Raw genomic sequence first — 17,745 nt, 5'->3', positions numbered from 1 at the left:
GCCCAGACACTGGCATCCAGTTAAATTTACGGAGTATAATGGGTTCCAGGTCAACTACTTGAATGACAACGTCTTGATACATGATCAGAATTCCTAGATCCCAGTGTCAAGCACTGGGATGACATTATGGAAACTGAGATGACAAAAAAGGAAGCACTGGTTTCATATGCATCTGAACAGATGCTATTTTTTACAATTAAGGATATAACTGCTCTATTTTCCAATTGCTTTTCTCAACAAGAGTATATCTAAATCTAGTGTGTTTCCTATATTCACCTTCTTGCCAAAATTCAATTACCTTTGGGATTACGCAAAATCCCACCCAAAAGTCAGGACGAGAAACTTGTGTATTGTGGAATTCTTTCTCCTTCAATTTTATAGCTTGCTCAAAATCTTGCCAATTTTTCAGAACACTCGATTGTTTTGAGCACCACGCGCTAATTTGACTATCACGTGCTCGAGAGGAGAAATATTCGTCAGCCTTTTTGCCGCTTAGAAGCCTAACTTCTCCTTCAATTCGTACTTGTCTAGAAAATTCTGTCCAATGCAATACGAGTGCAGCTTTGGGGTTCTCAGTCAATTCTTTTCCTTTTCTACTGTTTACGTTAGTAAAGAACACAAAACCTTCTTTACTATATTCCTTTAGTAATACCACTCTTGCAGATGGAATGCAGTCTTTGCTACACGTTGCTAGTGTCATTGCAGTTGACAGAGAATCAAGTACTTCTTGATACCACTTTGAAAACAAATCAAAAGGATCTTTTTCAGGTAAGAGTGTCATATGCAAAAATAAAATTTAATTCTGACATGCATTGCAAAAATAAGTGCTACGACCATTTTGTCGTATAAGTGTTATGATATTGTTACAGATTCTGCAAGGCTTTTGCACTTTACCATATACGTAAAAGTTATTTTGAAAGTATCCAGCGGATCCAGATGGCTGTGCATAATCTTTCAGTGTTGAACCGCCAGCAGCAATTGCATCACTCAGAGTATTTTTTATTTCGATAACAAGTTTTTCGCACTCTATATATGTTAAATCTTGTGCTAGCCTAAGTGGTGATATGCGAGCTCTAAATAAGCTCTCAGAAGCATATATGTTACCTACGCCAACTATTAGCTTATTATTCATTAATACTGATTTGATATTTGCTTTTCTGTTCTTTAGCAACTTCTGTAAATAATGTCCGTCAAATTCATCTGTGAGGGGTTCTATTCCTAGGTTATTAAAAAAATTTAGTTCTTGCTCTCTGTTTAAAACAATCACTAATCCAAACCTTCTTGGGTCATTAAAGATTAGTGAAGTGTTGTCAGAAAATAAGAATATCACATGATCATGTTTGTTCTGTGCTTGATTGTCTTCAGCATATATAAGCTTTCCGCTCATGCCAAGGTGTATGATTACAGCCATACTAGCATCTATATTCGAGATTATATATTTACCTCTACGCTTGATATCGTTTATAACTTTGCCCTTTAGCAAATCATCAATATTCTTCGTTATTGGTACACGCAAATTACAATTATTGACTGTCACATTGTTTATTTTCTTATTTTTGATTTTATCAAATAAGAAGTTAGAGATTACTTCCACTTCTGGGAGTTCTGGCATCTTGTCTACTCTGTTGCTGTTTTTTTCTTTTTAGAATATTTTGCTTTAAAGCTTTTGCCAATCTTTTTCTCTCTTCTTCTTTTTCCTTATTTTTTTTCATGTTATTCATTATCATAATACGTGAACTTGCCGTTGTAGCTCAGGTGGTAGAGTGCGTCATTGGTAATGATGAGGTCCCAAGTTCGAGTCTTGGTAACGGCACACTGAATTGTACTCATGTTGTTGTATGTATTCAACGTTTATGATTGTGAGACATTGAAGCTGCCTGTATCTATTATAAAGTAATTAGTGAGGTCTAAAATAGGAAAACAAATGGTAGAAAATGTAATTGTAGATTTATCGCACTGGAAGCAGGATATAGATTTTAAGTTAGCGAAAGAAGATGGAATATTAGCCCTAAAAGACAGGAAAAACGACTTATTGGATAAGCTTTTTGCTAATTGGCAAAATAAACAAAGACAACTTTTGTATATTTGTATATCTTTGTTAGTAGTTAGTATCCTACTTATATACTCCCATTTAAAGTCTTTTGCACAGTTAGCTGGTATAATTACGAGTATCTTTACTTAAAATCAACTACAAAGTTTAAAAGAACCAAGGTTATAGAGGTTTTCTATATTCTTATCAATAGCGCTGTTACTACAGTAATAACACTAAGAATAACTATAAGTTTCTTTGAATGATAGTTGAAGTTTGATTGAAATTTTGAGGCTATAAAAACCGCAGGTACCAGTTGGTTTTTATTAGCTAAAGTAAACGTCAAATATCTGGAATTCTGGACATAAAATCCTCCTTTGAAAAAAAAGATTAGAAAAAAATGCAATGCACATACGACAGAAATTAAGTATGTGTGTATGCACCCACATACGCTGAAGAGGATACGCTACATTTTTTTATGAGTTTGATTGTTTAATAAAAAAAAAGTCTGCAGACAAAGATAAATTTTTGAGCTCTAAAAGTATCTCTAATTGTCATTATAATCAGATTTAGAATATGCGGAAGTAATTTTTTAGCTATAAGAATATATTATAGAAAAAAGGAACCCAAAAGTTAGCGTTATTGGTAATCCAACTTGGTGTAACGTCACTGTAGACCTTACAATAAAGACTGAGAGGAAAGTTACAAAGGAAGATTATCATGCTTCTTCCATATCCTTTCTACTTTCTTGTTTTTAAGCAGCTCTAGTGCTTTGTGAAAGTGATGCCTTGTTTTACTTGGCACTATAATGTCATCAATGTATCCATGTGATGAAGCAAAAAATGGATTAGCAAATTTCTCTTTATATTCTTTGATTAACGTTTGCTGGTCTTTTTCATGCCTAAATATAATTTCAACTGCACTTTCAGGGCCCATTACAGCTATTTCAGCGGTTGGCCAAGCGTAATTTATATCACCTTTTAAATGCTTTGAGTTCATAACAATATATGCACCACCATACGCTTTTCTAGTGATAAGGCTAATTTTCGGCACGGTCGCTTCAGCGTAAGCGTAAAGCAGTTTCGCTCCGTGTTGTATTATATTATTGTATTCTTGATTCGTGCCAGGTAAAAACCCTGGAACATCAATAAGTGTGATGATGGGAATGTTAAATGCGTCACAAAATCTTACAAACCTCGCAGCTTTTCTTGAAGAGTCAATATCCAAGCATCCTGCAAGGTGCATAGGTTGATTTGCAACAACACCAATAGTATTTCCTCCAATTCTGCCAAAGCCAATTATGATGTTACGAGCAAAATCGGGTTTTAGTTCAAAAAATTTCCTTTCATCACACACCTTTTCAATAAGTTCATACATATTATAAGAAATGTTAGGGTTTATAGGAACTAGAGTATTTAAAGATTCATCAACATCATCGATTAAGTCACAGGTTGGTACAGGCTTTGACAATTCTTGATTATTGGCTGGCAAAAAGGTAAGGAATTCACGCATTTTCAGTAGCATTTCAACATCATTATTGAACGCAAAATCTGCTACTCCTGTTTTGCTTGTATGAATTTTTGCTCCACCGAGATCTTCGTGGCTTACGTTCTCGTATGTAACTTTTTTCACTACATCTGGTCCGGTTATAAACATGTATGAGCTATTTTTTACCATGAAAGTAAAGTCAGTTAGCGCTGGAGAGTAAACTGCACCGCCAGCACACGGGCCCATGATTAGAGAGATTTGTGGTATAACGCCTGATGCATTTACATTCCTTTGAAAAATTTCTCCATAACCAGCAAGGGAATTTACTCCTTCTTGAATTCTGGCTCCACCAGAATCGTTTAGTCCGATAATTGGAACCCTGGCATTAATTGCCATATCCATAATTTTGCATATTTTTTTTGCATGTGATGCGCCAAGCGATCCGCCAAAGACAGTGAAATCCTGAGAATAAACAAAAACTTTTCTGCCATAAATAGTACCATGGCCAATTACAACTCCATCACCTAAAAAATCAGCATTTTGCATGCCAAAATCAGTTGCGTGATGTTTTACAAACTTATCATATTCTTGAAATGAATTTTCATCGAGCAATATACTCAGCCTTTCTCTAGCAGTTAATTTCCCTTTTTCATGTTGCTTGTTAACTCTATCAGGACCTCCTCCTTTTTCAGCTTCTAATGTTTTGATCTTTAGAGTTTCTAGTATTTCAGAGTCTTGCATGTAGTAAAATAACTTTCAAATTGGTTGCAAACTTTATTGAGCTTACAAATCCTATTGATTATACACATACACCGTTACTGCATGCAACGGTGTATGTGTACGATAATTAATGCGCTAGCAATTTCTATTTAATATTTTGAGAATGCTGAGACTCACTAACATTCTGTGCACTTGCATTTGTTACACCTGTTGATGGATTGATTGTTATAACTTCTCTTTCAATTCCTTGTAAGTTTGAAGCCAATGAGACCAATTTTGCTAGAGTCATGTCATTATATTTATCCATCTTCTTATTCTCATAATAGCCAATTTTTATTTTTACAGCTTTGTTTTCCTCGAAGTCCTCAGGACTTATATTATCACTTAAATCAGTACAAAATATGTTACCATTTCCACTAATATTTAAAGCAATACTGCAATCTCTATCACCCACTTTCCAGTTAAATTTAATTATACAAGACTCATTTAGTATTTGATAAAGCCTTACACCATCATCACTTTGTGAAACACGCACCAACCTTTTATCTTCTGGAGATACCAATGTAAAAGCTCCAATTTTTAGATTACTATCCTTTAAGGCTTTACCAGGAAATGAGTTATCAAATTTTAACTCACCTCTGCCTTCTTTTAACGATACCCATGCAGTAAATGATTTATCTTCTTTTCCTCTCAACCTCACATCTACAGAATCATTACCTGTATATTCAGCAATTCCTTTTCGAATTACACTCAGAAGTTTCTTAGTTTCTTCATCATTGTCACTCAAAAAAAGCTCCTTATTTGCATGTGACCGGGATGGATCATTGAGATTCTCCAATGCTTTAGCTAAAGTTATATAGTTATATATACGTGTCCTGTTGTTATAAGGTGTCCCTAATTTATAATTTTGAGAAGTTAATTGAGCAACTTGATCGAAATTCATTATTAAAGTTTCATTTGCATTATGCATAGCGCCTCCAATTTTACATAATAAACTTAAGGTAAAATATCCTAATTTTAGGATAGGTATATAATCTATCAAGTCAATAGTTAAATTAAAAAATTTTGATTATAATTTACTATTTATAAAATACGCTCTTAAACTATGCTGAAAATAGTCATAATAGGCCTTCCAAATGCAGGCAAGTCAACTCTATTTAATAGGCTAGTAAGAAGAAAAGCAGCGGTAGTTAGTGACATTCCAGGAGTAACGAGAGATAGGCGTGAAGGAATTGGAAGAATTAGTGATTTAGAGTTTAAAGTTATAGATACAGGAGGATGGAATGACCAAACCAGTTTTTCACTACAAGTTATTGAACAAATAGAGTTTTCTTTATTAAGCGCAGATGTAATTTTTTTTCTTGTTGATGCAAAAGTGCAAAACGAGCAGAACAAAGAGTTTGCAAAGTGGCTGAAGAGAAAAACGAACAAACCTGTAATACTAATAGCAAACAAATGCGAAAGTCATAAATCAGAAAACGTTGATTACCTGCAGTTCTTTGATTTCATGGGTCCGGTGTATATCTCAGCCGAACATAATCTTGGTATGGTAGATCTTTATGATGCATTAACTGGTGTTATTGAAGGTTTGAACAAAAAAACTGAGCTGCCTGAAAGTGAGTCCATTAGACTGAGGATTGCAATCATCGGTCGCCCAAACGTTGGAAAATCAACTTTTTTAAACAGTTTACTTGCAGAAAATAGACTAATAGTAAGCTCAAAACCCGGTACCACGCGTGACTCTGTGGATATTTCATACGACCATAATGGGAAATTAATCACTCTCATCGATACTGCGGGAATCCGCAGAAAGGCAAATGTTGTTGATAACTTAGAATCAAGATTTGTTGAAAAAAGTATAGAGTCAATAAAGCGCTCTCATGTAGTGATTTTAATGCTAGATTCCTTGCTTGGCATTGAGCAGCAGGATTTATCAATTGCTGAAGCTGCAATTAAAGGGGGGAAGGGAATTATCATTGTTTTAAATAAGTGGGATTTAATAGGTAAGGATGACAGAAGTAAGTTAATAAAATTTGTCAAACAACAGGAAGTGACTCGGTTATTTTTGGAAGTGCCAACTGTAACAATTTCTGCGTTGAAAGGTATGCGCTGTGGTGATGTGATAGATAAGTGTCTTGAAGTGAGTGAATCCTTAAACAAGAAGATCAGCACTGCAAAACTGAATAATTGGCTAATAGATGCCGTGGAAAAACATTCTCACCCACTTATAAAAGGTAGAGCAATTAAAATGAAGTATATTGCTCAAATTGGCACCAAACCTCCAGCTTTTTCTTTGGTATGCAACGTCCCGGAAAGTGTTGATGAGAGTTATAAACGTTATTTGACTAATGGTCTTAGAAAAAACTTCTTTGTTGAAGGCGTACCAGTCAGATTACTTTTGAAAAAGAACAAAAATCCCTATGTAAAGTAGGTAATCTTGCTTCCTTTTAATCTAGACAAAAATGTAGAGATTATAGACTTTAATGAGCTGGATTTAGGAGAGTATGGATTTAGCTTTCACTTACAACCAAATAAGAAAACAGAACTATCTAAATGTCCTTTATACACTGTATCTCAATATTTTAGAGATCTATACTCTATTCCAGAAAGTAAAATTTTGGTGTTGAGATAGACAGTATGCGTATATTTATGTTGTTAGCACTGAAGTCTCCTATGATCTATTTTGATTTTACCTAAAGAAGATAAGAAAGTTGGTGAGATTCAGGCTGTGCATGGCTTTTTGGTTGCTGAAAATGACAGAAAAGGTTATGACTATGATGGTATAGCAAGTATTGAAAATGCTATCATTGCTCTAAGCGATGCTGGTAGAGTAAAAATTATGGAAATTTACAATGAAGTAAAGAATAAGTTTCAAAAAGATTATCCTTTGTTTAAGTTATCAGAACATGAGATTTACAAAATTATGGAAGAGATAGTATATTTCACTCTTTCTAATGACGTTCTTCTTCTTATATCTAGCTATCAAGATTCTAACAAACGTTACAATAGACGTTTGGAAGAAGCAAGATTGCTTATGCAAGAAACATTTGGGTTTAAAACCAATGGAGGAGAAGTTGATATTCAATATGACAATAGCTGGACGAAAAACAAGGATGAATTGTATACCAAAGAAGAAATTGCAAAAATAGATAGTGTTACTAGAGTTGTAACTAGTATACAAATCAAATCAGTATCCAGTTGTGAGCATGTGTATAGAGGTTAAAAGTAGTAGAGTAGCACATAGGTACGTGGGTTACATGAAACGTTGTCAAACAAGAGTTGACTCTTCACAGATATTGTAGTAATTCATTAACTATGTCAGATGTAAATAACAGTTCTATAATTTTTCTCTTATCAAGCGCTGTCGCTTTAATTTTTGCATATGTGCTAGAGTATTTTTTCAATATGATACCGTGTAAGTTATGTATATACGAGCGAGTAGTTTACTATGTTACAGGGCTACTTGCAGTTGCGTATATGTTCAAAGACAACAAAATCCTAATCTATGCGATGTTTTGCAGCTATCTCATTGGTGCAATAATATCTTTTTATCATGTAGGTCTTGAACTCCACTTATTTCATGATGTTTTAGGCTGTACAGAGAAAGCAAGTGGTAACGTTAGCATAGAAGAGCTAAGAAATAATCTATTAAACCCTAACTACTCTCCGTCTTGTGACAGACCTCATTATATTTTTGGTGTTTCGTTAGCAACATGGAATCTTATTTATCTTATAGTAGCTCTATTCTTATCAGGTAAAATGTATTGTGAAGAAAGAAATAAGGTACAACAGTAACTGGTATAGACGCTGTACTTGTGCGTTACTTGGTGCTGTCCGTAATTTAAAAATTTAGCAAGTCATACCCACTGATTCTTGCACAGCTGTACGAACATTATGGTTCAGCATGCCAGTGCCCTCTTTCTTGTCATCCGAGTAGCTGACACTGGAAGTGTGGCTATCATCCAAATAACCTTTCGTTGTTATTCAAGCAACCTATTTCTTGTCATCCTAGTGCCCAGATACTGGGATTAAGTTTGTCCATAATCTCACCAAAAACGTTGTGTTTTAGCATAATTTTGTGCTCAATATGCTTATTTGTAGTAAAGGTTTCTGGATTCCAGCATCAAGTGCTGGCCTGAAGCTTTAGCTATAAATATTAATAAAATTTACTAAGTAAAAAAAAAGGCAAAAGAATCCCTATATAGCGAGTTTTAATAATGTAAATAGATAATGTGCTAACAAGCGTGTTTTGGCTGAAGTAGAAAAAATTTAAAAAACATGCAGCCGCTATAATTTTTATGTAATCTGCCAATAAATATCTGAGTTTTTTTTACTGAATTTTGTTGCTAAATCCGCGGAGATTAAAAACAAGGATAAATACTCTTATTGATATAAGAAGAAAAGTGGGAAGGTTTGTCAAGCCGCTTCTATGCACCTGAGCATTGATCATACGGGTTCCATCTGTTATATATAATCTTTTTGAATACGAAGAAAGCTGATGAATGAGTATGATATTACAGTTATAGGCAGCGGTCCTGGTGGTTATATAGCAGCAATTAGAGCGGCGCAGCTTGGACTTAAAACTGCAATTGTTGAAAAGGAAGAAAATTTGGGTGGTATATGCTTAAATTGGGGATGTATACCAACAAAATCGCTACTTAGAGCGTCTGAAGTTTATAGATTAATAAGAAGATCAGAAGAATTTGGCATAAAAGTAAAGGATACAAGTTTTGATATACAATCAATAGTGAAATATTCAAGGAACGTTGTTGATAAGCTATCAAGTGGTGTTGAGTATTTGATGAAAAAAAATAACATCAAAGTTCATCAAGGCTTTGGTAAACTTGCAGGTAACTATGTTGTAAAAATTCTTAATGATAAGAAGGAGGAGGAAATTTCTTCTAAGCATATCATTTTAGCAACAGGTGTAAGGGCAAGAAATCTTCCTGGAATCGAAGTAGATGGAGATTTAATATGGAATGCGCAGCACGCTATGACTCCAAAGAAGTTACCAAAATCTCTACTAATCATAGGTTCTGGTGCGATAGGAATAGAGTTTGCAAGTTTTTATAGTACTTTGGGAGTTGATGTAACAATTATAGAAGTAAAAGACACTATTTTGCCGCTGGAAGATAAAGATATTTCAAATTTAGCACAAGAAATATTCACAAAACAAAGGATAAAAATATATACAAACAGTAGCGTAAAAGCTTTGACTAAAAATAAAGACTTTGCTCAAGTGTTACTAAGTAGTGGTGAGAGCAAAGAATTTGATAGGGTGATTGTTGCAGTTGGCGTGCAAGCAAACACTGAAAATATAGGTTTAGAAAATACAAAAATTAAGTTGAGTCCTTCTGGTTTCATTGAAACGAATGAGTGGTATGAAACAAGTGAATCAAGTGTGTATGCAATAGGTGATGTAGCTGGTCCCCCATGTTTAGCGCATAAAGCAAGTCATGAAGCTGTAATCTGTGTTGAGAAAATTGCCGGTAAAAATGCTCATAAGTTAAAAAAAGAGTGCATACCAAATTGCACTTACTCTCATCCGCAAGTAGCAAGCGTTGGCCTTACTGAGGAACAGGCAATAAAAAGTGGATACGATATAAAAGTAGGAAAATTTCACTCCAACTTTAATGGTAAATCTATTGCACTAAGTGAAACTGAAGGTTTAGTGAAAACAATTATAGACAAAAAAACAGGCGAACTTCTTGGAGCTCACATGATAGGAGCGGAAGTAACAGAGTTAATTAGCAATTTCGCTCTTGCAAAGCAACTAGAGGGAACAGACTGCTACATAAAATCTACGATTTTTCCTCATCCAACTATTTCGGAAATTATACACGAATCAGTACTTGCCGCAGATGGTGAATCGTTAAATAGTTAAGCTAACTTATTGTTTTAGAGCTACAATTATCCTGATTAGGCGATTCAATTCTAATAGATTGATTACCAATATCAGATTTTTCTAACTTTTCTTTTAACCCTTCAGCGGCTTCTTTCACTTCAAGCTTTTTTGCCTGACTAAGATCCTCTGGGCTTTTTCTTTTACTATCTAAACCTTGTTGTCTATCAATATTTTTATTGAGTTGTTCTTGCTGAGGTAGATCAACAACTGAGTTAAAAAGAGCTTTTATCATGCTTTTTAACAATCTTACAAGACCTCCGCTTCTGCCTTCTCTTTGCTCTTGAGGCTTATTTTTCACGTTAGATTCTTTTTTGCTGTCACTACTTTTAGGCATTTTTAACTCACTATCATAAAGCTTAATAAAATTTTACATGCAAATTATTAAAAAATAATTGACAATCTATTATCAAATTACTACTTACAGATGACTATTATTCTAGCAACAGGTGGTACAGGTGGACACATTTTTCCAGCTATAACCTTAGCAAAAGCACTAAAGGCACAAGGGCACAATTGTATATTATTCACTAATCAAAAAATCATCAATGTAGAGGGTTATATTTTACCATTGTGCAAGCCAAGCAGCAACAAATTGAAGTTTCTCTTTTTGTTAACATATAGTTGTGTACTAACAATATATAAAATCAGAAAATTGAAACCAAAACTAGTCATTGGTTTTGGTAGCTACGCTTCTTTTCCAACTCTTCTTGCAGCAGGGATTTTTTCTATACCTATAATTTTACATGAACAAAATACAATTTTAGGGAGAGTAAATAGATTCTTTTTCAAGAGTGCAAAATTAATTGCAATTAGCTTTCCAGAGACTAAGTATGCAGAAGGTAGTAAATGCGTTTTTACAGGAAATTTTGTCGATATAGAAGCACAAGGCTATTCTAGAGATGAAACAGTTTTAAACGTGTTAATAATAGCAGGCAGTCAGGGTGCAAATTTTTTTGATGATGTAGTGAGCAGCGTAATTTGTGATCTACCTGTTGAAGTAAAAGAGAGGATTAGAGTAACGCAGCAATGTACGAAGAAAAATATAAACAAGGTCAAGAGTCTATACAAAAGTGAAGGGATTGATTGTGAGTTAAGTGAGTTTTTCGATGATATGGAGAGCAGACTGGCCAATGCTCATTTGGTAATTAGCAGAGCGGGAGCAACTTCAATAGCAGAGATTACTCTTGCTGAGCGCCCTGCTATATATATTCCTTACCCTTACTCAAAAGATAATCATCAATTTTGTAATGCAAAACATATTGAAGATTCGGGAGCAGCTGTAATGGTCGAGCAAAATAGTAACGCGAAAAAGAATCTAGGAGAGTTGCTAGTTGATTTATTGCAAAATTGTCAAAAATTGTGTGATATGGCTAATAATACTAAGAAAACAAGAATAAGGAATGGAGTTACTGAATTTATTAAGGCAATAGCTCAAGAACTTAGTTGACGAATTGCTTTTTCTTCAAATGCATCCCATAGTGCTTTTTCTAGTGATATATTATATAATTTGTTGATGTAAACTACTCCCGTGGGTGAAGTCGTGTTAATTTCGAGAAGGAAGTCATCTATAATATCAATACCAACAAATATTAGCCCTCTTTTCTTTAGCTCAGGACCAATTTTATTACATATTTCAGTGTCTCTATCATTCATTTCAATAGATTCAAAACTTGCTCCAAGCCTCATATTTGTTCTGATTTCTCCGCTAAACTTTGGAACTCGCTTCATTACTCCTATTGGCTTTCCATCCAGTAGCAGTATTCTTTTATCTGTATTTATCTTTTTACAAAATGCTTGTGCAATTACAGGACATTCATATTTTGCAATCATGAGATCGACTACCACTTGAATGCTATTTTGGTCTTGTATTCTTATTACGTCATTTCCTCCATAGCTATATAGTGGTTTCAAGATGATATCCTGATAGTCGTGACAAAAATTTCTAATCATCGATATATTTTCAGTGATCAAAGTTGGAGGAATTAGCTCTGGAAATAGTGAAGTAATTAATTTTTCAGGACAGTTTCTTATTTCTGTTGGATTGTTTATTACTAACGCAGTAGTCTTTTCTAAGATATAGGTTGTTGTAATGTACCGCATATCAAATGGTGGATTCTGTCTGATAAATATGATATCCATTTCATTTAGGTTGATTACTACATCCTCTTTTGAAATGAAGCTACAATCATCAACGCTGACTTTCTGAGCAAGGGCAATTGGCTGATTTAACTTGAGTGCTAAATTATTAGGTACATAAACAAAAATTTCGTACCTTCTTCTTTGCGCTTCTTTTATTAATGAAAATGTAGTATCAGCTTCAAAATTTATACTTTCATCCATCTGAAAAGCTACTTTCATTTATCCTCCCTTCCTATTACAATATAATATAGTACCATAAAAGTGTTAATAATGGAGCAAAGTATGGAATTAACAATAGGAAATAATGCACCTGATTTTAGCTTGCCAACAGATTCTGGTGAGATTTTATCACTGAGTGAATTTTTTGATAAAAAAAATGTAGTTCTTTATTTTTATCCTAAAGACGATACTCCGGGCTGCACAATGGAGGCAAAAGGCTTTAGAGACAATATAGAAAATTTTTCTTCTCTTGACACAGTGATAATTGGTGTATCAAAAGATAGCGTTAAGTGCCACGCTAACTTCAAAGCAAAATATTCTCTGCCATTTTCTTTAGTTTCTGATGAAAATGCTGAAATGTTGGAAAAGTATGGTGTTTGGGTAGAGAAAAGTATGTTTGGCAAAAAGTATATGGGAGTAGAGCGTACTACTTTTTTAATAGATAAAAAAGGTAAAGTAGTAAAGATTTGGAAAAATGTAAAAGTGAGTGGACATGTTGATGAGGTTTTAGAGGAAGTAAGCAGAATATAAATTAAAGAATGACTACCCATTGCTATATAAAAAAACTGAAATTATATAACTTCCGTAGTCATTCAAATTTTGAACTGGATTTAGACGATAGACCAGTTGTGATAACTGGCCAAAATGGTATTGGAAAAACTAATATACTTGAAGCAATCTCATTGCTTGCTAAAAGCAACGGAATGAAAAAAGCAAAAATCAGTGAGATGCAAAATAGACTCAGCAATGAAGATTGGGTAGTGTACTATGATTTTTTTAATGGAGCAGAGCTTAGCTCAATTGGTATAGGAAAGAATTTTAATAAGAAATTAATACAAATTGATGGGAAAACACAGTCAAACTACTCATCTTTGTATAGAATATCTAATGTAATATGGCTAATTCCACAAATGGACTATATTCTTCTTAATTCTCCGAGCGACAGATTAAAATTTTTAGACCGTATCGTCTCACTGTTTGAAGAAAATTACACTTATTGCTATATGAAATACAGGAAAGCTAAACATGAGCGAAGTAAACTGCTTAGAGAGAATATTTTAGACGGAAATTGGCTCTCTAGCCTTGAAAATGTCATGGCTACCAATGCAGTTGATATTTTACGTATGCGTTTGTCTGTTTTAAAAATACTACAGGGCACAATTGATAACCATTCTTGTGAGTTTTTTCCAAAGGCAAGTTTGAAATTTAGCAGTCAGCTAACTTTGAACGATACTGCAGAATATTTTCAGAATCGTCTAAAGGAAAACAGAGAAAAAGACTCATTAATTGGTAGAGTAACCTTTTCTATACATAACGATAATTTTCGAGTTTTTTGCCAAGAGAGAGACATACCAATAAATCTGTGCTCCACTGGAGAGCAAAAGTTATTGTTGCTTTCTATTGTTTTATCCAGTGTAAAAGCAAGGTGTATTTATTATAATAAGGCACCACTTCTTCTGCTTGACGATATAATGTCGCACTTGGATAAACATTACAGAAAGGCGTTAATGGAGGAGGTGTTAAGCATTCAATGTCAAACTTGGATAACTGATGTAAATCAAGATAATTTCAATAACTACCTTTGCTCTTTCAAGTTTTTTGAATTATCAAGTAAATAAATTTCAAGCGTGCTGGTATGCATCAAGCTCATATTCAGTATGTAAATCTCTAATTAAAGCCTCAGCGTGTTTTTTTTGAACAACTATACTGATCTTGATTTCGGACATTGTGACAGCAAGTATTTCTATCTTTTTTTCGCTTAAAACCTTGAGTGTGCGGTACATCACTTCAGTGTTAGACATAACACCAATACCAATTATTGAAATTTTAGCTATATTATTGTTTACGACATAATTTTCATTTTTGTTCAATAACTTTGTCATTAAATCAACATCAAATTTGGAAATCAAAAAGCTTGACCCATGTATCATGTCAATTTTAACGTTTGCTCCTGCTATATCTCTTAAAGTATCCAGAGTATTTGCAAAGTTAGTAAAAGTTACAAGAGCTTCGTGAGTGCTATAAGTTATTCCAGTAATTAAGTATCTTTCCAATACATCCTTTTCGTGTAGTACTGTAGTGCCTTCTACTTCCTCAAAAGTGGATAACACTTGCACCTTAATATTATGCTTCATTGCAAGTTGTACTGAACGATTATGCAATATTTTAGCACCAGATGACGACATCTCCAATATTTCATTGTAAGAGATAGATTTAAGCTTGCGTGCCCTTGGAACAATTTTTGGGTCTGCTGTATATATTCCGTCAATATCAGTAAAAATTTCACAAGTCCTAATACCAAAGACTACAGCAAAGGCAATTGCTGAGATGTCAGATCCTCCTCTACCAAAAGTAGTGATTCTATCATCGTATATACCCTGAAAACCAGCAATGATTGCAGCAGTATAACCCTCAGCAAAAGATCTTTTTACATGGTCAATTTTTATCTTTTTTATTTTAGACTCAGAATAAAAATTATCCGTTAGAATTGGTAATTGCCAGGCGAGCCATGATTTGGCATTAACTCCAACAGACAGAAGAGTGATAGCTAATAACCCGCAAGAGATTTGTTCTCCTGCTGAAAGCAGGACATCATACTCTGATAACTCTTGTCTACAATTTAAATTTGAAATTTGCCTGGCTTGAAAAGCCATTTGGTCAGTGAATCCTGCAGCAGCAGATACAACAGCAATTACATTATAACCTTTTTTAATATCGTTTTTTATTAGATTTGCAACTCGATTTAAGTCAGTTAGCGAAGTACCACCAAATTTTTTTATTATTATTTTGTTCATAGTTACAATAAGGTCAATTTCACCTTTCTAGAGAGTATAGTTGCTTAATTAAATGTGTTTTTCTGGTCACTAATTAAAGTGATAGAGGATTATTCATCTTTATCACTACCAAGGTCTTTTAACATACTGTAGTTGCCTTTTCTGAATTTACCTTTTAAAGATGTAACCCCGCTTTCGCTAATACCACTTAAACTTAATGCTGCTCCACCTAGCTGCAATCCAATTTCAGACGTTTCGGGAATAACTTTACTAGCCCCTAGATCTTTATAAACCTCCACATTATTCAAATCTGGTAAACGTATTATAATATTTACATGTGGGAAGTTTGTTGCAACTAGAGAAACTATTTTCTTTATAGTGACTTCGTTCTTTATTGAAACCACAAGAGCTTGAGCTCTTTCTATTCCTACTGATTTTAAAATTTCATATCTTGTAGCATCTCCAAGATATATAGGGAAACTGTCATTTTTTCCTTCTTTCACTATTTTTGATTGAATATCTACAACAACATAACTTAAATGCTCTGCAGTAAGCATTTTCGTTACCATATATCCCACTCTACCAAACCCGGCAACTACTACGTGGTTATAAAGATCTTGTGTGTCTGTTTCGATTGCTTCATCGTCTAGTATTATTTTTTCAGTGCTAAATGAATTTGCTATCCAGTCTCCTATTCCCGATAAAAGAGGAGTAAAAGCCATAGTTACTGTAGTTACCATCATAAGCACTTGAGCGATTTCACTTGATAGTACATCTAATTCATCTGCTAAACGGAATAAAATAAATGCAAATTCACCGCCTTGTGCAAGCAGTAATCCAGCTTGTATTGCAGGTGCACTTCTAAATCCAAAAAATCTACACAATGTATATATAATGGACGTCTTTAAAACGATAAGGATAATTGATAATAAAGTAACGAGTGGTAACTTGTTGAGTAAAAGGTCAATATCAATAGACATGCCAACAGTCATAAAGAATAAACCAAGAAATAAGTCTTTAAATGGCAATACTGCATGCTCTACCGAATTCCTGTGTTCTGTTTCTGCAACTAGTAACCCAGCAACAAATGCGCCTAATGCCATTGATAAATGAAATTGTTCAGTAATAAATGCTGATCCTAATATTATCAGAAGTGTTGTTGATATAAAGATCTCATTACTCTCCATTTTGGCAATAACCGAAAACAATGGCCTCAGTAATAACCTACCAGTTACAAATATCAACACCAATGCAATAGCTGCTTGCACTAATGAGCCTGCCAACGAGCTTATTAAGCTGTGTTCAGAATTGCCAGTAAGCAGAGGCACTAGTACTATTAGAGGTACCACTGCAAAGTCCTGCATTAGTAGCACTGCTATTGACAATCTACCAACTTGGCTTGCTTGAGAACCCTTTTCTTGCAGAACCTGCAACACTATTGCTGTTGAGGATAGTGCAAGTCCACCACCGATAACTGCTGCCATGTTTGTATTTACTCCAAAGGCAAGAGCAATGCACCATATTGCTATCATGGTAACTATAACTTGAAGGGAACCAAACCCAAACACATGCCTACGCATAGCGATAAGGCGTTCAAATGTCAATTCAAGACCTATAATGAACAATAGGAAAACTACGCCAAACTCTGCAAAATTATCCATTACTTCAACTGAATTTATCAGATTAAACCCATGAGAACCAATCAACGCACCTGCAACAAAGTAACCAAGTACTGGGCTAATATTCATTTTCCAAAACGCTATGACTATAAACACAGCAGCAGAGAGTAAAATTATAATATCAAACAAATGCTGAGAGCCGCTGTGCATAATATTCAACCTGTAGAATTAGACCATTTTATTGAACAACCAATGCTTGATTTTTGGTCAACTGGAGGATTGCTAGTTTCTGCAATAAATTTCATGGCTTGAAATAAATCACTACTTCCTACTTCGTAATTTTGAACTTTCTCTTTTTTTGTGTTGTTAAAACGCCCGCGATAGCAGAGGGCTAGTTTGGAATTAAAGCCAAAAAAATCAGGGGTACAAACAGCACCATACTCTTTAGCTACTTCTTGGTTATTGTCAATCAAATATGGAAATGTAAACTTATTTTCCTTGGCAAAATTAATCATGTTTTCAAAGGAGTCTTCTGGGTACTCATTTACATCATTTGGCATGATTGCAACGGTGTTTACCTGATAATCTTTTTTTAACAAATTAACATCGCTTACTAGATTGCTAATAATTGATTGAACGTAAGGACAGTGATTGCATATAAACATTACAATGAAACCATTTTCCCCATAGCAGTCACTTAATGTATAATATTTGTTATCCACTCCCAGGAGATTGAAATTCTTTGCAGTAAAGTCTAAATTTATCTTAGGAGTGTCTAGCGTAACCATAGCTCATAGAGAATTGTATACCATAATTTATGATCTTATTGCTTAAATGTCAAATGGTTTCTAT

18 protein-coding genes and 1 tRNA gene are annotated in these 17,745 nt (G+C 34.2%); 9 read left to right on the top strand and 10 right to left on the bottom strand.

Annotation, left to right across the window (positions count from 1 at the left end):
* Positions 1-196: 196 nt before the first annotated feature.
* From pdxH to BVG17_RS09195, 3 genes are read right to left on the bottom strand one after another with little or no spacing between them, the layout of a single operon-like run.
* A complete protein-coding gene (gene pdxH / locus BVG17_RS04110) occupies positions 197-781 on the bottom strand; it encodes a pyridoxamine 5'-phosphate oxidase (RefSeq protein WP_063630861.1) in 585 nt (194 codons plus the stop codon).
* Positions 782-796: 15 nt separating this feature from the next.
* The gene (mutM, locus tag BVG17_RS04105; protein WP_063630860.1) at positions 797-1,612 is read right to left on the bottom strand and encodes a bifunctional DNA-formamidopyrimidine glycosylase/DNA-(apurinic or apyrimidinic site) lyase; all 816 of its coding nucleotides are present in this window, start codon (positions 1,610-1,612) and stop codon (positions 797-799) included.
* Positions 1,578-1,721 (bottom strand): hypothetical protein, encoded by a 144-nt coding sequence (locus tag BVG17_RS09195; protein ID WP_164819321.1) that lies wholly within the window; start codon positions 1,719-1,721, stop codon positions 1,578-1,580. Before BVG17_RS09195 ends, mutM begins: the two co-directional genes overlap by 35 nt.
* Before the next feature lie 19 nt (positions 1,722-1,740).
* Here BVG17_RS09195 and BVG17_RS04100 point away from each other — a divergent pair.
* A tRNA-Thr gene (locus BVG17_RS04100) sits at positions 1,741-1,813 on the top strand.
* 87 nt (positions 1,814-1,900) lie between these two features.
* Positions 1,901-2,182, top strand: coding sequence for a hypothetical protein (locus BVG17_RS09550; RefSeq protein WP_241654159.1), 282 nt, complete (start codon positions 1,901-1,903; stop codon positions 2,180-2,182).
* 549 nt (positions 2,183-2,731) lie between these two features.
* On the opposite strand, the gene BVG17_RS04085 is transcribed toward BVG17_RS09550, so the two are convergent.
* Together BVG17_RS04085 and BVG17_RS04080 are read right to left on the bottom strand one after the other, a co-directional pair.
* On the bottom strand, positions 2,732-4,258 hold the full coding sequence (locus tag BVG17_RS04085) for an acyl-CoA carboxylase subunit beta (protein ID WP_063630858.1): 1,527 nt from the start codon (positions 4,256-4,258) through the stop codon (positions 2,732-2,734).
* Positions 4,259-4,382: 124 nt separating this feature from the next.
* Positions 4,383-5,207, bottom strand: coding sequence for a hypothetical protein (locus BVG17_RS04080; RefSeq protein ID WP_063630857.1), 825 nt, complete (start codon positions 5,205-5,207; stop codon positions 4,383-4,385).
* 135 nt (positions 5,208-5,342) lie between these two features.
* Between BVG17_RS04080 and der the strand changes: the two genes are divergently transcribed.
* The 4 genes from der to lpdA all read left to right on the top strand — a co-directional run bounded on the left by der (position 5,343) and on the right by lpdA (position 10,121).
* Positions 5,343-6,668 carry a ribosome biogenesis GTPase Der gene (gene der / locus BVG17_RS04075; protein ID WP_063630856.1) on the top strand — a complete coding sequence of 442 codons (1,326 nt, stop codon included), beginning with the start codon at positions 5,343-5,345 and terminating at the stop codon, positions 6,666-6,668.
* Between the two features lie 252 nt (positions 6,669-6,920).
* Positions 6,921-7,460: a hypothetical protein gene (locus BVG17_RS04065; protein ID WP_241654158.1), complete on the top strand. Its 540-nt coding sequence runs from the start codon at positions 6,921-6,923 to the stop codon at positions 7,458-7,460.
* A gap of 92 nt (positions 7,461-7,552) precedes the next feature.
* Complete coding sequence (locus tag BVG17_RS04060) at positions 7,553-8,032, top strand: disulfide bond formation protein B (protein ID WP_063630855.1); 480 nt, start codon at positions 7,553-7,555, stop codon at positions 8,030-8,032.
* A gap of 703 nt (positions 8,033-8,735) precedes the next feature.
* A complete protein-coding gene (gene lpdA, locus BVG17_RS04055) occupies positions 8,736-10,121 on the top strand; it encodes a dihydrolipoyl dehydrogenase (protein WP_063630854.1) in 1,386 nt (461 codons plus the stop codon).
* 1 nt (position 10,122) lies between these two features.
* Here the strand turns inward: lpdA and BVG17_RS04050 are convergent, their stop codons facing one another.
* Positions 10,123-10,476: a hypothetical protein gene (locus tag BVG17_RS04050; protein WP_063630853.1), complete on the bottom strand. Its 354-nt coding sequence runs from the start codon at positions 10,474-10,476 to the stop codon at positions 10,123-10,125.
* A gap of 90 nt (positions 10,477-10,566) precedes the next feature.
* Between BVG17_RS04050 and BVG17_RS04045 the strand changes: the two genes are divergently transcribed.
* Complete coding sequence (locus tag BVG17_RS04045; protein ID WP_063630852.1) at positions 10,567-11,589, top strand: UDP-N-acetylglucosamine--N-acetylmuramyl-(pentapeptide) pyrophosphoryl-undecaprenol N-acetylglucosamine transferase; 1,023 nt, start codon at positions 10,567-10,569, stop codon at positions 11,587-11,589.
* Here the strand turns inward: BVG17_RS04045 and gshB are convergent.
* Positions 11,574-12,500, bottom strand: coding sequence for a glutathione synthase (gene gshB / locus BVG17_RS04040; protein ID WP_063630851.1), 927 nt, complete (start codon positions 12,498-12,500; stop codon positions 11,574-11,576). The two genes, BVG17_RS04045 and gshB, sit on opposite strands and share 16 nt — an antisense overlap.
* A 63-nt stretch (positions 12,501-12,563) precedes the next feature.
* Between gshB and bcp the strand changes: the two genes are divergently transcribed.
* Positions 12,564-13,031 carry a thioredoxin-dependent thiol peroxidase gene (gene bcp / locus BVG17_RS04035; RefSeq protein WP_063630873.1) on the top strand — a complete coding sequence of 156 codons (468 nt, stop codon included), beginning with the start codon at positions 12,564-12,566 and terminating at the stop codon, positions 13,029-13,031.
* 8 nt (positions 13,032-13,039) lie between these two features.
* On the top strand, positions 13,040-14,119 hold the full coding sequence (gene recF / locus BVG17_RS04030) for a DNA replication/repair protein RecF (protein ID WP_063630850.1): 1,080 nt from the start codon (positions 13,040-13,042) through the stop codon (positions 14,117-14,119).
* Between the two features lie 3 nt (positions 14,120-14,122).
* Here the strand turns inward: recF and BVG17_RS04025 are convergent, their stop codons facing one another.
* The 3 genes from BVG17_RS04025 to BVG17_RS04015 all read right to left on the bottom strand — a co-directional run bounded on the left by BVG17_RS04025 (position 14,123) and on the right by BVG17_RS04015 (position 17,681).
* A complete protein-coding gene (locus BVG17_RS04025; RefSeq protein ID WP_063630849.1) occupies positions 14,123-15,295 on the bottom strand; it encodes an aspartate kinase in 1,173 nt (390 codons plus the stop codon).
* 89 nt (positions 15,296-15,384) lie between these two features.
* A complete protein-coding gene (locus BVG17_RS04020) occupies positions 15,385-17,103 on the bottom strand; it encodes a monovalent cation:proton antiporter-2 (CPA2) family protein (RefSeq protein ID WP_063630848.1) in 1,719 nt (572 codons plus the stop codon).
* A 5-nt stretch (positions 17,104-17,108) separates the two neighbouring features.
* Positions 17,109-17,681 carry a thioredoxin family protein gene (locus tag BVG17_RS04015; protein ID WP_063630847.1) on the bottom strand — a complete coding sequence of 191 codons (573 nt, stop codon included), beginning with the start codon at positions 17,679-17,681 and terminating at the stop codon, positions 17,109-17,111.
* Positions 17,682-17,745 lie beyond the last annotated feature (64 nt).

It is taken from the genome of Wolbachia endosymbiont of Laodelphax striatellus (genome assembly GCF_007115015.1).
Taxonomy (GTDB): Bacteria; Pseudomonadota; Alphaproteobacteria; order Rickettsiales; family Anaplasmataceae; genus Wolbachia.
Note: the sequence above shows the minus strand (reverse complement) of the source record. Positions and strands in the feature narration are given on the sequence as shown.